Annotated in this window: 17 protein-coding genes, 1 tRNA gene and 1 other RNA gene; 10 read left to right on the top strand and 9 right to left on the bottom strand. The window is 66.6% G+C overall.

What is annotated here, in order from left to right:
* Positions 1–11 precede the first annotated feature (11 nt).
* Entirely contained in the window at positions 12–152 is a 141-nt protein-coding gene (gene cydX, locus ASD55_RS03515) for a cytochrome bd-I oxidase subunit CydX (RefSeq protein WP_056763754.1), read from the top strand.
* On the opposite strand, the gene ASD55_RS03510 is transcribed toward cydX, so the two are convergent.
* A complete protein-coding gene (locus ASD55_RS03510; RefSeq protein ID WP_056718488.1) occupies positions 149–1,489 on the bottom strand; it encodes an aminopeptidase P N-terminal domain-containing protein in 1,341 nt (446 codons plus the stop codon). The two genes, cydX and ASD55_RS03510, sit on opposite strands and share 4 nt — an antisense overlap.
* The gene (locus tag ASD55_RS03505) at positions 1,486–2,049 is read right to left on the bottom strand and encodes a UPF0149 family protein (RefSeq protein ID WP_007807279.1); all 564 of its coding nucleotides are present in this window, start codon (positions 2,047–2,049) and stop codon (positions 1,486–1,488) included. Before ASD55_RS03505 ends, ASD55_RS03510 begins: the two co-directional genes overlap by 4 nt.
* 110 nt (positions 2,050–2,159) lie before the next feature.
* Here ASD55_RS03505 and ASD55_RS03500 point away from each other — a divergent pair, with 110 nt between their 5' ends.
* The 6 genes from ASD55_RS03500 to rpiA all read left to right on the top strand — a co-directional run bounded on the left by ASD55_RS03500 (position 2,160) and on the right by rpiA (position 4,779).
* Positions 2,160–2,399, top strand: coding sequence for a TIGR02449 family protein (locus tag ASD55_RS03500; protein WP_056718490.1), 240 nt, complete (start codon positions 2,160–2,162; stop codon positions 2,397–2,399).
* Positions 2,399–2,713 (top strand): cell division protein ZapA, encoded by a 315-nt coding sequence (locus ASD55_RS03495; RefSeq protein WP_056763752.1) that lies wholly within the window; start codon positions 2,399–2,401, stop codon positions 2,711–2,713. Before ASD55_RS03500 ends, ASD55_RS03495 begins: the two co-directional genes overlap by 1 nt.
* A 67-nt stretch (positions 2,714–2,780) precedes the next feature.
* A non-coding RNA gene (ssrS, locus tag ASD55_RS17925) (6S RNA) lies at positions 2,781–2,967 on the top strand.
* A gap of 66 nt (positions 2,968–3,033) precedes the next feature.
* On the top strand, positions 3,034–3,654 hold the full coding sequence (locus tag ASD55_RS03490; RefSeq protein WP_056763750.1) for a 5-formyltetrahydrofolate cyclo-ligase: 621 nt from the start codon (positions 3,034–3,036) through the stop codon (positions 3,652–3,654).
* An 11-nt stretch (positions 3,655–3,665) separates the two neighbouring features.
* Entirely contained in the window at positions 3,666–4,103 is a 438-nt protein-coding gene (locus tag ASD55_RS03485) for an EVE domain-containing protein (RefSeq protein ID WP_200946071.1), read from the top strand.
* A gap of 34 nt (positions 4,104–4,137) precedes the next feature.
* A complete protein-coding gene (gene rpiA, locus ASD55_RS03480) occupies positions 4,138–4,779 on the top strand; it encodes a ribose-5-phosphate isomerase RpiA (protein ID WP_056763746.1) in 642 nt (213 codons plus the stop codon).
* Positions 4,780–4,841: 62 nt separating this feature from the next.
* Here rpiA and ASD55_RS03475 read toward each other — a convergent pair whose 3' ends face one another.
* The 4 genes from ASD55_RS03475 to rplM form a co-directional block, all read right to left on the bottom strand.
* Positions 4,842–6,740, bottom strand: a complete 1,899-nt coding sequence (locus tag ASD55_RS03475) for a chloride channel protein (protein ID WP_056763745.1) — start codon at positions 6,738–6,740, stop codon at positions 4,842–4,844.
* A gap of 183 nt (positions 6,741–6,923) precedes the next feature.
* A tRNA-Gln gene (locus ASD55_RS03470) sits at positions 6,924–6,997 on the bottom strand.
* Positions 6,998–7,009: 12 nt separating this feature from the next.
* Positions 7,010–7,402: a 30S ribosomal protein S9 gene (gene rpsI / locus ASD55_RS03465; protein ID WP_007807295.1), complete on the bottom strand. Its 393-nt coding sequence runs from the start codon at positions 7,400–7,402 to the stop codon at positions 7,010–7,012.
* A gap of 9 nt (positions 7,403–7,411) precedes the next feature.
* Positions 7,412–7,840 (bottom strand): 50S ribosomal protein L13, encoded by a 429-nt coding sequence (gene rplM, locus ASD55_RS03460; protein ID WP_007807297.1) that lies wholly within the window; start codon positions 7,838–7,840, stop codon positions 7,412–7,414.
* A 290-nt stretch (positions 7,841–8,130) separates the two neighbouring features.
* On the opposite strand from rplM, the gene coq7 reads away from it, so the two are divergent.
* On the top strand, positions 8,131–8,772 hold the full coding sequence (coq7, locus tag ASD55_RS03455) for a 2-polyprenyl-3-methyl-6-methoxy-1,4-benzoquinone monooxygenase (protein ID WP_056763743.1): 642 nt from the start codon (positions 8,131–8,133) through the stop codon (positions 8,770–8,772).
* A gap of 130 nt (positions 8,773–8,902) precedes the next feature.
* On the opposite strand, the gene speD is transcribed toward coq7, so the two are convergent.
* The gene (speD, locus tag ASD55_RS03450; RefSeq protein WP_007807301.1) at positions 8,903–9,688 is read right to left on the bottom strand and encodes an adenosylmethionine decarboxylase; all 786 of its coding nucleotides are present in this window, start codon (positions 9,686–9,688) and stop codon (positions 8,903–8,905) included.
* Between the two features lie 288 nt (positions 9,689–9,976).
* On the opposite strand from speD, the gene crp reads away from it, so the two are divergent.
* Both crp and ASD55_RS03440 read left to right on the top strand, forming a co-directional pair.
* Positions 9,977–10,678 (top strand): cAMP-activated global transcriptional regulator CRP, encoded by a 702-nt coding sequence (gene crp, locus ASD55_RS03445; protein WP_007807303.1) that lies wholly within the window; start codon positions 9,977–9,979, stop codon positions 10,676–10,678.
* A 93-nt stretch (positions 10,679–10,771) separates the two neighbouring features.
* A complete protein-coding gene (locus ASD55_RS03440) occupies positions 10,772–11,518 on the top strand; it encodes a sulfite exporter TauE/SafE family protein (RefSeq protein WP_056718497.1) in 747 nt (248 codons plus the stop codon).
* A 29-nt stretch (positions 11,519–11,547) separates the two neighbouring features.
* On the opposite strand, the gene ASD55_RS03435 is transcribed toward ASD55_RS03440, so the two are convergent.
* Together ASD55_RS03435 and trpC are read right to left on the bottom strand one after the other, a co-directional pair.
* On the bottom strand, positions 11,548–12,258 hold the full coding sequence (locus ASD55_RS03435) for a haloacid dehalogenase-like hydrolase (protein WP_056764462.1): 711 nt from the start codon (positions 12,256–12,258) through the stop codon (positions 11,548–11,550).
* 5 nt (positions 12,259–12,263) lie between these two features.
* Positions 12,264–13,058, bottom strand: coding sequence for an indole-3-glycerol phosphate synthase TrpC (trpC, locus tag ASD55_RS03430; protein ID WP_056763741.1), 795 nt, complete (start codon positions 13,056–13,058; stop codon positions 12,264–12,266).
* Between the last annotated feature and the right edge of the window lie 55 nt (positions 13,059–13,113).

Genomic DNA, 13,113 nt, shown 5'->3' with positions numbered 1-13,113 from the left:
AGTACGAACCGATGTGGTATTTCTCGTGGATCCTCGGCCTGGGCCTGGCTTGCGCCTTCGCCATCCTCAACGCGATGTGGTATGAGGTGCACGCCACGGACGAGGCGAATCGTCTGCGCAGCGACACCGAACTGCCGGACGAGTTGAGCTAGCGCGCGGCCAGCAGCGCCTCGATCTCCTCGGCCTGGCGGGGCATCGCCGCGGTGAGCACCTCGTTGCCGTCGCGGGTGACCGCCACGTCGTCCTCGATGCGGATGCCGATGCCGCGCCAGCGCTCGGCCACCGAGCGGTCGTCCGGCGGCACGTAAAGCCCCGGCTCGACGGTCAACACCATGCCCGGCTCGAGCAGGCGCGACTCGCCGTCGATGCGGTAGTCGCCCACGTCATGCACGTCGAGCCCCAGCCAGTGGCCGGTCTTGGCCGGGAAGAACCGCTGATAGCTGCCATCGGCCACCGCCGCGTCGGCGCTGCCCTTGAGCAGGCCGAGCTCGCACAGGCCCTCGCTCAGCACGCGTACCGCCGCGAGATGCGCCGCGTTGAACGGACGGCCGGGACGGACCTCGTCGATCGCCGCCAGCTGGGCGGCCAGCACCACTTCATACAGCGCCCGCTGCTCGCGGCTGTAACGCCCGTTGACGGGAAATGTCCTGCTGATGTCGGAGGCGTAGCAATCCCATTCGGCGCCCGCATCGATCAGCAGCAGGTCACCGTCGCGCAGTCGCGCCCGGTTGTTCTGATAGTGCATCACGCAGGCGTTGGCGCCGCCGGCGACGATCGGCACGAAAGCCGGCACCGCGCCGCGGCTGCGCATGACCCGCAGCAGCTCGGCCTCCACCTCGTACTCGTGGCGTCCCGGCGTGGCCGCGCCCAGCGCCGCCATGTGTGCTTCCACCGCGATCCCGGCCGCCGCGCGCATCAGCCGCAGCTCGGCCTTCGACTTGTACAGCCGCAGGTCGTGCAACAGGTGGCCCAGCGCCACGAATTCCTTGGGCACCACGCCGCCGCCGCGCAACTGGCGCAGGCGGCGCATCCAGCCCAGCAGTTGCGCATCGAACTGGGGCTCGCGGCCGAAGTGGCAATACACGCGGGCGCGGCCCTCGATCATGCCGGGCAGGATGTCGTCGATGTCGTCGATCGGGAACGCATCGTCCATGCCGTAGCCGGCCACCGCCTGTTCGGTGCCGATCGCATGGCCGTGCCAGCGCTCGCGCTCGGCATCACGCTCGCGACAGAACAGCACCACTTCGCCGTGCTGGCGCCCGGGCAACAGCGCCAGCACGGCGTCGCTTTCCGGGAAGCCGGCCAGGTAGTGGAAGTCCGAGTCCTGCCGGTACGGCCAGGCGGCGTCCGCGTTGCGCATGCGCTCGGGCGCGGCGGCGACCAGCAGCACCGCATCCTCGCCGGCCATCTTCATCAGCTGGCGACGGCGACGGGCGAATTCCTCGGGGTCGATCGCCGCGGGGGTCGAGCCGTGTTCGACCGGTATCAATGCACGCTGCCGCTGGACGCCGGATCGTGCCGGTTGCACTCGGCATGCAGCAGCAGCGCACCGACCCGCACGAACTCCTGCACCTCGATCAGCGCATCCTCGTCTTCGTCCTCGTTGTTGAAGTCGAACGACGAGGCGGCGATGGTGCCGAAGTCGCGCAGGATCTCCTGCGCCTCCTCCGACAATGACGCGTGCGCCGCGGTACCAGCCAGGCCGAAGCCGCCGAGGAAGCCGCGACACCAGTCCACCACCGCCTCGGCGCGTTCGACCAGCGGGCGATCGTCATCGGGCAGCAGCGGCTCGAAGCCCAGTTCGCTGTCGGCCAGCTCGCGCTCGCACTGGCGGGTCAGCCGCTGCAGCAGCGCAAGGTCCTCGGCCGTGGGGTCGGTCGCCTCGCCATCCAGCTGCAGCGCGGCAAGCACGTCGCCGCCCTGCGGACGGGCGCCGCCGGCCAGGTAGCCGCACAGCGACCCGTGCAGTTCGCTGGCTTCGGTGCCCAGGCGCAGACGCATGACCAGCGCATCGATATCGTCGTGGCCGATCGGCCCGGTAGCCGCCATGGCGGTGCTCCTTCGCAAGAATGACGGCCAGTTTAATGCACCGGGCGGCGCCCTCCGCACGCGTCGACCGGCTCGCAGATTTCCCGCAACGTCCTGCTATAGTTTCGGCCATGAGCACGCCCGATCCCGCCCCGTCCGATCCGGTCCACCAGCAGTTGGCCGCGCTGGCCCGCCAGCTTGACCATTTGCTGGAAACGGTGCGTCGGCTGAACGAGGAAAACCGCAGCCTGCGGCAGAGCCAGGAACAGCTGTCCGGCGAACGCGCCGGCCTGATGGCGCGCAACGAACAGGCCCGCAGCCGCGTGGAGGCGATGATCCAGCGCCTGAAGTCGCTGGAGAGCAACAGCTGATGAGCACACCCGCCAGTGAACCGGTCGCGCTGCGACTGATCGACCGCGAATTCCTGATCGCCTGCGCGCCGGAAGAACGCGAAGGCCTGCTCGAAGCCGCCGGCTTTCTCGACCGCAAGATGCGCGAGCTGCGCGCGAACGCCAAGGCACCCAGCTTCGAACGACTGGCCGTGCTGGCCGCGATCAGCGTCGCGCACGAGTTCCTCGGCCTGCGCAAGCAGCACGAAAGCCAGGAACAGCGCCTGAGCGACGGCCTTGCCACCTTGCAGCGCAAGCTCGACGACGCGTTCGAGCACGAAGTGCCGAGGCGCTGAACCGCAGCCTGCGACATCCGTCGCGCCAGTGGCACATTGCGGATCAAGCGCCTAAAATGACACCCGGCGTTTTCTGCGATGTGCGCCAGCACACTCTTACATTTGCCTTGTTCCTACATACGGCCCCGGGTCGGTTTCACATCGGTTGTTGTGCATGTCCGCCGCGTGCGGAAAGCCTTTAGACCATGTAACCCTCCCACCTGATCCATCTTGGATCAAGGTCGTTCGGTGGGCAGCGGCATCGCGGTCTGCGCCACTTCTTTCCCCCGTCCCGTTCGTCGAGCCACGAACGGGACGATCACGCCGGAGCCGCGCGCCACGTGGACGTCAACGCCCAACGCCGCGATCTGCGTCAGCAACTGGCCGAACGTCGCCGCGCCTTGCCGCCGGCCGAACGCATCGCCGCCGCCCAGGGCCTGCGCCGCAGCCTGGAGCAACTGCCCGAGTATTTCACCGACGCCCGCGTGGCCGGCTACTGGGCCAGCCACGGCGAACTGCCGCTGAACCTGGTGATCCCGCCGCTGGCCACGCGTGGCCAGCAGTTCCTGCTGCCGGTGATCGGCGCGGGCCGGCAACTACGCTTTGCACCGTGGAAGGCGGGCGACGGGGTGCAGCCCAATCGTTACGGCATTCCCGAGCCGGTCGATCCGCCCGAATTGCTGGAGCCGTTCCAGATCGACCTGGTGCTGGTGCCGCTGCTCGGTTTCGACCGCCGCGGCAACCGGCTCGGCCACGGCGGCGGCTATTACGACCGCAGCTTCGCCTTCCTCAACGAACAGGTGCGCCCCACCGAGCCGCTGCTGGTCGGCATCGCCTATGCGTTCCAGGAATTGCCCGAAGTCGCGGAAGAGGACTGGGATGTCCCGCTCGACTTCATCGCCACCGAGCGCGAGCTGATCGACTGCACCACGCCTGATTCAGACCCGGAGACTCCCGCGTGAACCACTGGCTGATGAAGTCCGAACCGGACGCGTTCTCGATCGACGACCTCAAGCGCAAGAAGCGCGAAGCCTGGGACGGCGTGCGCAACTACCAGGCGCGCAACTTCATGCGCGACGGCATGCGTCCCGGCGACAAGGTGTTCTTCTACCACTCCAACTGCGCCGTGCCCGGCATCGTCGGCGTCGCCGAGGTGGCCACCGACGCGTACCCCGATCCCAGCCAGTTCGATCCGAAGAGCAAGTATTTCGACCCCGGCAGCTCGCGCGACAATCCGCGCTGGATGCTGGTCGACGTGAAGTTCGTGAAGAAGCTCAAGCGCACGATCAGCCTGGACGAAATGAAGAACGATCCCGCACTGGCCGAGATGCCGCTGCTGCGCAAGGGCAACCGGCTGTCGGTGATGCCGGTCGATGCGGCGCACTGGAAATACATCCTGGCGCTGGAATGAACGTCACCCGATCCCCTTTCACCGGAAACCATCCATGAGCAACGCAAACGAGAAAAAGCTGGCCGGCGAAGCCGCCATCCGCTACGTCGAGGACGGCGCCATCGTGGGGGTCGGCACCGGTTCCACCGTGGCGTTCTTCATCGATGCGCTGGCCGACCTGAAGGACCGCATCCAGGGCGCGGTGTCGAGCTCGGAGCAGTCGACTGCGCAGCTGAAGCGCCTCGGCATCCCGGTGCTCGACCTCAACGCCGCCGGTCCGCTGACCATCTACATCGACGGCGCCGACGAATGCGATCCGTACAAGCGGCTGATCAAGGGTGGCGGCGCGGCGCTGACCCGCGAGAAGATCGTGGCGGCGGCCAGCGAGAAGTTCGTCTGCATCATCGATTCCAGCAAGCGGGTCGAACTGCTCGGCAAGTTCCCGGTGCCGATCGAGGTGATCCCGATGGCGCGCAGCCTGATCGGCCGCGAGATCGTCAAGCGCGGCGGCAACCCGGTGTGGCGCGACGGCGTGGTCACCGACAACGGCAACTGGATCATCGACGTGCACGGCTGGCAGATCGTCGACCCCGCCGCGCTCGAAAGCGAACTGAATCAGTTGCCCGGCATCGTCACCGTGGGCCTGTTCGCGCAGCGTCCCGCCGACGTGGTGCTGATCGGCGACCGGGAGATGTGATTCGCCACGTCGTCCGCTCCCCAAAAAAACGGCCCTTGCGGGCCGTTTCTTGTTTCAGCACCTTACTGCGCCGGCCGCGGCTTCAAGCCGTCGCGGAAACGCAGGTGGCGGGCCGAGTGCCGGGCTTCGCGCAGGCGTCGCGCATGGGCCGCCAGGATGTCACCGCGGGTGATGATGCCCACCAGCTTGTGCGGATCGTCCTTGCTCACCACGACCAGCCGGCCCACGCTCTCGGCCACCATGTGGTCCGCCGCCTCGCGCAGTGAATGTGCCTCGCTGACCGCGATCGGCGGCCGGGTCAGCAGTTCACCCAGGCTCAGCGTGTAGTGCCACTGCGGGTCGAGCAGGCTGCGCCGGGTCAGCACGCCAAGCACGCGGCGGTGTTCGTCCAGCACCGGGTAACCCTGGTGCTGGGTCTGCTCGACGTCCTCGGCCAGCCAGCGACGCACTTCAGCCAGCGTCTGCGTGTTGTCCAGGGTCACCACGTCGCGCGTGCAGGCTTCGCCCACCCCGACCTGGTCGAGGTAATCGGCCACGTATTCGGATGGCACGCGCACGCCACGCCGCACGATCTTCTCGGTCATGATGGTGTTGCGCATCATCAGGGCCGAGATCAGGTAGGCCGCGGTGCAACCGCCCAGCAACGGCAGCAGCCCCGCGGGCTGGCCGGTGGTCTCGAATGCGAACACCACCGCGGTGAGCAGCGCGCGTGAGGCACCGGCGAAGATCGCCGCCATGCCGACCAGCGCAGCAATGCGGGGATCCACGCCGAATTGGGGCGCCACGGCGGCGATGCCGAGGCCGACCAGCGCACCCAGCGCACCGCCGATGGTGAACAACGGCGCCAGCGTACCGCCCGAGGTGCCGCTGCCCAGCGCGATCGACCAGGAGATGAATTTCATCACGCACAGGAAGGCCAGCGCGGTCAGCGTCAGCTTGCCGTTGAGGATGTCCTCGATGTTGGTATAGCCCACGCCCAGGGTCAGCGGCGCGAAGTAGCCGACTGCACCGACCACCAGTCCGCCGATCGCCGGCCACCACATCCAGTGGATGGGCAGCTTCTCGAACAGGTCTTCGATGCCATAGACGATGCGGGTGGTCCACACGCTGACCACGCCGATCAGTGCGCCGAGCAGCACGTAGACGAGCAAGGCCATCGCTCCCGGCGACGCCACCGCTCCCATCGCAAACACCGCGGTCGAACCCTGCAGCAGGTAACGCGTACCGGTCGAAGCCACGCAAGCCAGCGCCACCGGGATCAGCGAGCGCGGGCGCAGCTCGAACAACAGCAGCTCCACCGCCAGCACCACCGCCGCGATCGGCGCCGAGAACACAGCAGCCATGCCCGCTGCGGCACCCGCCGCCAGCAGCACCTTGCGCTCGCTGCCGGTCACCTTCAGCACCTGGCCGATGAACGAACCCAGCGCGCCGCCGGTGGCGATGATCGGACCCTCGGCGCCGAACGGGCCGCCGGTGCCGATCGCGATCGCCGAGGAGATCGGCTTCAGGAAGGTGATCCGCGGCGGAATCTTCGACTCATTGAGCAGCACCTGCTCCATCGCCTCGGGGATGCCGTGGCCGCGAATCGCGCGCGAACCCCAGCGCGCCATCACGCCCACGATCAGGCCGCCGACCACCGGCACCAGCACCACCCACCAGCCCAGTCGGGGCACGGCTTCGGCAGGCGAGGAGAACGCGGTGGACCAGCGGCCGTAGAAGGCCAGATTGGTCACGACGCCGATAAGAGCCGTCAGCAACCGCGCAATCAGCGCAGCCAGCACGCCAAGCACGATCGACACCGCGGTGATGCGCAACACCCGACGATCGACCAGGGTGGAGCGGCGCGGCATCCGGGCTGCATCCAGGCTCATGCCCATGGTCGGCGCCAGCGGCAACGCGTCGGTACTGCCCTCGGTGCGGACCGCCGGGCGGCCAGGATCGTTGTCGCTTGCCGTCGTCATCAAAGTGCCCACGAGTCAAAGGCCGAAATTTTACGCTGCTGCAGTGCAAAACCGAAGGGTACGGAAGCGCGAGCGGCGACGAAAGATCCTGCGCCAGCGCGCCCCCGCCAACGAAAAAGCCCGCCGGATGGCGGGCTTCTCGGCCGACTTGCCACGCTTTGCGGCGGGCGACGGCATTTGTATTGGCAGCCCCGGATGGATTCGAACCACCGATGCCTGAGTCAGAGTCAGGTGCCTTACCGCTTGGCGACGGGGCTGTAGAACTGAGCTTAGCGCTTGGAGAACTGGGTAGCGCGACGTGCCTTGTGCAGACCGACCTTCTTGCGCTCGACTTCGCGGGCGTCACGGGTCACGAAACCGGCCTTGCGCAGCGGCGACTTCAGGCTTTCGTCGTACTCGACCAGTGCGCGGGCGATGCCCAGGCGGATCGCGCCGGCCTGACCGGTGATGCCGCCACCGGCGACCGTCACCTTGATGTCGAACTTGTCGGTGTTGTCGGTCAGCTCAAGCGGCTGGCGCACGATCATGCAGGAGGTCTCGCGGCCGAAGAAGGCTTCGAGCGTCTTGCCGTTGACGATGATTTCGCCCTTGCCCTTGCGCAGGAACACGCGAGCGGCGGAGGTCTTGCGGCGGCCGGTGCCGTAATTCTGCTGGATGCTCATGATATTTCCTTAGATTTCCAGCGCCTGCGGCTGCTGTGCGGTATGCGGATGCTCGGCACCACCGTAGACCTTGAGCTTGCGATACATCTCGCGACCCAGCGGGTTCTTCGGCAGCATGCCCTTGACGGCGATCTCGATCACGCGCTCCGGGTAGGTCGCCAGCAGGTCCTTCAGACTGGTGGTCTTCAGGTTGCCGACGTAGCCGGTGAAGCGGTGGTACATCTTGTCGTCCAGCTTGGCACCGGTAACGTGCACCTTCTGCGCATTGATCACCACGATATAATCGCCAGTGTCGCAATGCGGGGTGTATTCCGGCTTGTGCTTGCCGCGCAGACGGTGGGCGATTTCGGTCGACAGGCGACCGAGCGTCTTGTTCGTGGCGTCAACCACGAACCAGTCGCGCTTGACGTTGTCTGCATTGGCGCTAAACGTTTTCATTTCAGAATACCTGTCTGCCGCCGTGAGGCGGTACGCGTAATCGGTGGATCAAAGGCGCGAGATGATAGCGGAGCCTTCATCCACGGCGCAAGCCCACCGACCGGCGGGCTGTGAGCTGGCAATGATAGCATGACCACCGGGCCGCTTGAAAAGACCCCCAGGCTTCCCGGTCGCAACCCGCATGGCCGTTGGGGTCGCTGGCACCTAGCCGCTGGCGTGACGCACGGCTTGCCCTGGCCAAGGCAACCCCCATTGACCTGCTGGCCGATCCTCTAGCTGGAGAACAACGCATGAGCGTACGCACCCTGAGCCGCCTCGACCGCCTGCTGGCCGGCTGCGAACGTGCACTGGAAGCGGTCGGCGGCGCGCCACTGGCGCAGCGCCCCTCACCGTCCGCCGATCTCGCCGAAAGCGAACTCGATGAGGCCGAACGCCGCCACGCCGCCGGCCTGATGCGGATCAACCACACCGGCGAGGTCTGCGCGCAAGCGCTTTACCTGGGCCAGGCCGCGCTCGCCCGCGATGCGAACAACCGCGAGCACCTGCTGCATGCCGCCGCCGAGGAAACCGACCACCTGGCCTGGTGCGCCGAACGCCTGCAGCAACTGGACAGCCGCCCCAGCCTGCTCAATCCGCTGTGGTATGCAGGCAGCTACGCGATCGGCGCCGCCGCCGCGCTGGCCGGCGACGCGCTGAGCCTGGGCTTCGTGGTGGAAACCGAACGCCAGGTCGAGGCCCACCTGGCCGATCATCTGCAACAGCTGCCACCCCAGGACGAGCGTTCGCGCGCCGTGTTGACCCGGATGCAGGCCGACGAGATCCGTCACGCGCAGGCCGCGCAGCAACGCGGCGGCATCGACCTGCCGTTTCCGCTGCCGCAGCTGATGCACGCCAGCTCGATGGTGATGAAGACGGTGGCTTATCGGCTGTAGAAGCGCACCGCGCGCTCGGCGGGCGCCATATCCATTGAAAACCCGCCTTTCGGCGGGTGCGCACCTGAAAAAAATCGCCCTTTCGGCGGGTGCGTAGCTGAAAAAAAACCCGCCTTTCGGCGGGTTTTTGTCACATCAGGTTGCGGCCGTGGAACAGTTCCTCGATCTCGCGTCGCAGCAGCGACTCGATGCGCTGGCGTTCCTTGAACGACAGGTCGTCGGCGTGGGCCTCGAACAGGTAGGTGTCCAGGTCGAAGTCCTTGATGTGCATCTTCGTGTGGAACATGTTTTCCTGATACACGTTGACATCGAACATCTCGTACTTCTGGCGGATGTGCCGCGCCAGGTAGTCCTGCACCGAATTGATCTTGTGGTCGATGAAGTGCTTCTTGCCCTTCACGTCGCGGGTGAAGCCGCGCACGCGGTAGTCGGCGATCACGATGTCCGACTCGAAGCTGTCGATCAGGTAATTCAACGCCTTCAGCGGCGAGATCACGCCGCAGGTGGCCACGTCGATGTCGGCGCGGAAGGTGGCGATGCCGTTGTGCGGATGCGTTTCCGGATAGGTGTGGACGGTGATGTGGCTCTTGTCCATGTGCGCGACCACGGCACCGGAGATGGTGTCGCGACCGAGCTTCTCGACCACCGGCTCCTCGGAGATCAGGATCGTCACCGAGGCACCCTGCGGGTCGTAGTCCTGGCGGGCCACGTTGAGGATGTTCGCGCCGATGATCTCGGCCACGTCGGTGAGGATCTGGGTCAGCCGGTCGGCGTCGTACTGCTCATCGATGTACTCGATGTAGCGGCGACGCTGGTCTTCCGACACCGCGTAGCAGATGTCGTAGATGTTGAAACTCAACGCCTTGGTCAGGTTGTTGAAACCCTGCAGACGCAGACGGGGAAGTGGTTTGACCACGGGCGGCGCTCCATGACCGGATATCGGCCAACATCAGAGGCGGGTTAGCGACAAGGGTCCCCGCGGCATTGGTTTGGAGTACAGGCAGGTGCCTGCACGACCCTTGTGAACGACGGCAACGGGCTGGCTGCTGTCGAAAGACCGCGAAGTATGCGGCAAAAGCAGAGGAATTTGAACCTGCGTGGAATCCGCGGCTTTGTCATAATGACCAAGCCTGTCATGATGTCCGGAAGGACGTGTACAACATGTGGCCATGATGCCCGGCGTGACAAGAATTACCTGTAGGGGATGCCCGTGGCTCAGCTCAAGTACCAGCTCCAACAAGCTTTCGAACGCTCGCAGGCCCCTCTGGGCTTTGCTCCCGACCCCGCCGCGATGGAACGTTTCCTGGGGTTGTGCCATCGCCGCCGCTACCCGGGCAAGACCGCGATCATCCGCCCGGGTGACCCGGCCAACACCTTGTACTACGTGGTGGACGGTTCGCTGGCGGTGTGCACCGAGGACGAACAGGGTCGCGAACTCATCCTCGCCTATATCAGCCGCGGCCAGTTCATCGGCGAAATGGGGCTGTTCGTCGAACAGGCCCAGCGCGAGTCGATGGTGCGCACGCGCACGGCCTGCGAGATGGCCGAGATCAGCTACGAGCGCCTGTTCCAGCTGATGGAAGGCCCGCTGCGCGAGGAATGCCCGAAGATCCTGTTCGCGATTGGCGCCCAGCTCACCAACCGTCTGCTGCGCACCTCGCGCCAGGTCAGCCGGATGGCCTTCATGGACGTCACCAACCGCATCTCGCGCACCCTGCTCGACCTGTGCCAGGAGCCGGATTCGATGACCCATCCGGACGGCACCCAGATCCGCATCTCGCGCCAGGAAGTCAGCCGCATCGTGGGCTGCTCGCGCGAAATGGTCGGCCGCGTGCTCAAGCAGCTGGAAGAGCAGCGCATGATCGACGTGTCCGGCAAGACCATCGTGGTGCGCGGCACCCGCTGATCGTTGGCGCATTCCCGGGAAGCCCTCCCCTGAACCGGTTTTTTACGACGACTGGTTGAGGATGGCGTTCCGCCGTCCGCTGCGAGACCACGCTTGGATTACGAACAGTTCTTCATCTTCGTCGGTGTCGGCCTGCTCGCCCAGCTGGTCGACGGCGCGCTGGGCATGGCCTACGGCCTGGTCTCCAACTCGATCCTGCTGGCGCTGGGCCTGCCTCCGGCGGTGGCCAGCGCCACCGTGCACACGGCCGAAGTGGTCACCACCGGCGTCTCCGGCGCCTCGCACGCATGGTTCGGCAATGTGCGCTGGACGCTGTTCTGGCAACTGGCGATTCCCGGCGCCATCGGCGGCATCCTTGGCGCCACCTTCCTGGCCAGCGTGCCGGGCGAGGCGATCCGCCCCTGGGTCAATGCCTACCTGCTGATCCTCGGCGCGATGATCCTGCTGCGCGCCTTCGGCAAGCGGCTGACCCGGCACCAGGTGCAGCACAGCGGCGTTCTGGGCTTTCTTGCCGGACTGCTCGACGCGATCGGCGGAGGTGGCTGGGGACCGCTGGCCACCAGCACGCTGATCGCCCGCGGCGGCGCCGTGCGCAGCACGATCGGCTCGGTCAACGCAGCCGAGTTCGTGGTCACCATCTGCGTGTCCGCCACCCTGGTGCTGCACGTGGGCATCGGTCACTGGTCGATCGTGCTGGGCCTGCTCACCGGTGGCATGATCGCCGCGCCGTTCGCCGCCTGGCTGGTGCGACACCTGCCCGAACGCGCGGTGATGGCGGCCGTCGGCAGCCTGATCGTGCTGATCAGCCTGGGCCAGCTGGTGCAGACCTTGCTTCGATAGACGGGAACCGCGCGACCTGCGGATCGTCCTCAGAACCACTCGACGCGGGCGACCGTACGGCCCAGCGCCTTCTCGACCTTCTTGCACAGGGTCGGCGTGCCATTGACCAGCACCGGCTCGGCGGCGACCTTCAGCATCGCCACGTCATGCATCGAATCGCCGTAGGCGACCTGCCATGCCGACAGACCCTGCTTCGCCAGCAGCTGCACCTTGCGCCCGCCCACGTTGTGCCAGTGCACGCGCATGCCCAGCCAGCCGGGGCGCAGTTGCGAGGCCAGCACGTCCAGGCCGGTCAGCCCCAGTTGCTGCACGATCCCGCTGACCAAGGCGTGTTCGCAACCGGTCACCACGATCACCCGGTCGCCCTGCAGCTGATGCTGGCGCAACACCTGCAGGGCGTCGCGGTGGAACTGCCGGGGCCGGCGTGCGAGATCGGCGGCAAACGTTTCCGCGGCAAGCCGGTAACGGCGCTCGCCCAGCCCGAACAGCGCGATGCGCACCAGCACATGCATCGGCAGGCGCCACGAGAACGGCAGGATCAGCAGCAGCAACGGCGCCACCAGCACGGCGGGTAGCCAGCGCCACCACGAGCGGCGATAGCGCTCGCGGATGAACAGATGGAACGCGTCGCCGCGAAACAGCACGCCGTCGAAATCGAACAGCACCACGCGCGGCGCGACCGCCTCGACATCGGTATCGACATCGCCAGCGGCGGGCAGCAGGGTTTCCGGTTCCGGCATCACGGTCACGGCAGCGAGAACAGCCGCCGCAGTTCGCTGCCCGGGTCCTCGGCACGCATGAACGCCTCGCCGACCAGGAACGCCTGGATGCCCCCTTCGCGCAGGCGCGCCACGTCTTCCGGGGTGTGGATGCCGGACTCGGCCACCAGCACGCGGTCGTATTCGATCAGCTCCTGCAGCGCCAGCGAGGTCTCCAGCGAGGTCTCGAAACTGCGCAGGTTGCGGTTGTTGACGCCGATCAGCGGCACCGGCAGGGCCAGCGCGCGCTCCAGCTCTTCCTCGTCGTGCACTTCGCACAGCACGTCCATGTCCAGCTCGGCCGCCAGCAGCGACAGCTGCAGCAACATGTCGTCATCCAGCGCCGAGACGATCAGCAGGATGCAGTCGGCGCCGATCGCCCGCGCCTCGTACACCTGGTACGCGTCGATGATGAAATCCTTGCGCAGCACCGGCAGCGCACAGGCTTCGCGCGCCTGCTGCAGGAACGCCTCGCTGCCCTGGAAGAAGTCGCTGTCGGTCAGCACCGACAGGCAAGCCGCGCCGGCGGTCGCGTAGCTGGCCGCGATCGCGGCGGGATCGAAATCGCCCCGGATCAGTCCCTTGCTGGGGCTGGCCTTCTTCACTTCGGCGATCACCGCCGGCAGGCCCGCGGCGATCTTCGCCTCGATCGCCGCGCCGAAACCGCGCGTGGGCGGCAGCTCGGCGATGCGCGCGACCAGTTCGGCCTCGGGCACGCGGGCCCGGCGTTCGGCCACTTCCTCGGTCTTGCGGACAAGAATGCGATTGAGGATGTCAGTCATGGCATCTCACTTGGATGGTGCGCAGCTGGCGCGATGAAAGCGATGGCGACGTCGG

Origin of the sequence: Rhodanobacter sp. Root561, assembly GCF_001427365.1 — a bacterium.
In the GTDB taxonomy this organism is placed as follows: Bacteria; Pseudomonadota; Gammaproteobacteria; order Xanthomonadales; family Rhodanobacteraceae; genus Rhodanobacter.
Note: the sequence above shows the minus strand (reverse complement) of the source record. Positions and strands in the feature narration are given on the sequence as shown.

Excerpts from the sequence above, each read along its gene's own strand:
- cydX (WP_056763754.1), top strand. The coding sequence starts at position 12 with ATGTGGTATTTCTCGTGGATCCTCGGCCTGGGCCTGGCTTGCGCCTTC.
- ASD55_RS03505 (WP_007807279.1), bottom strand. The coding sequence starts at position 2,049 with ATGGCGGCTACCGGGCCGATCGGCCACGACGATATCGATGCGCTGGTC.
- ASD55_RS03500 (WP_056718490.1), top strand. The coding sequence starts at position 2,160 with ATGAGCACGCCCGATCCCGCCCCGTCCGATCCGGTCCACCAGCAGTTG.
- ASD55_RS03495 (WP_056763752.1), top strand. The coding sequence starts at position 2,399 with ATGAGCACACCCGCCAGTGAACCGGTCGCGCTGCGACTGATCGACCGC.
- ASD55_RS03485 (WP_200946071.1), top strand. The coding sequence starts at position 3,666 with ATGAAGTCCGAACCGGACGCGTTCTCGATCGACGACCTCAAGCGCAAG.
- rpiA (WP_056763746.1), top strand. The coding sequence starts at position 4,138 with ATGAGCAACGCAAACGAGAAAAAGCTGGCCGGCGAAGCCGCCATCCGC.
- ASD55_RS03475 (WP_056763745.1), bottom strand. The coding sequence starts at position 6,740 with ATGACGACGGCAAGCGACAACGATCCTGGCCGCCCGGCGGTCCGCACC.
- rpsI (WP_007807295.1), bottom strand. The coding sequence starts at position 7,402 with ATGAGCATCCAGCAGAATTACGGCACCGGCCGCCGCAAGACCTCCGCC.
- rplM (WP_007807297.1), bottom strand. The coding sequence starts at position 7,840 with ATGAAAACGTTTAGCGCCAATGCAGACAACGTCAAGCGCGACTGGTTC.
- coq7 (WP_056763743.1), top strand. The coding sequence starts at position 8,131 with ATGAGCGTACGCACCCTGAGCCGCCTCGACCGCCTGCTGGCCGGCTGC.
- crp (WP_007807303.1), top strand. The coding sequence starts at position 9,977 with ATGCCCGTGGCTCAGCTCAAGTACCAGCTCCAACAAGCTTTCGAACGC.
- ASD55_RS03435 (WP_056764462.1), bottom strand. The coding sequence starts at position 12,258 with ATGCCGGAACCGGAAACCCTGCTGCCCGCCGCTGGCGATGTCGATACC.
- trpC (WP_056763741.1), bottom strand. The coding sequence starts at position 13,058 with ATGACTGACATCCTCAATCGCATTCTTGTCCGCAAGACCGAGGAAGTG.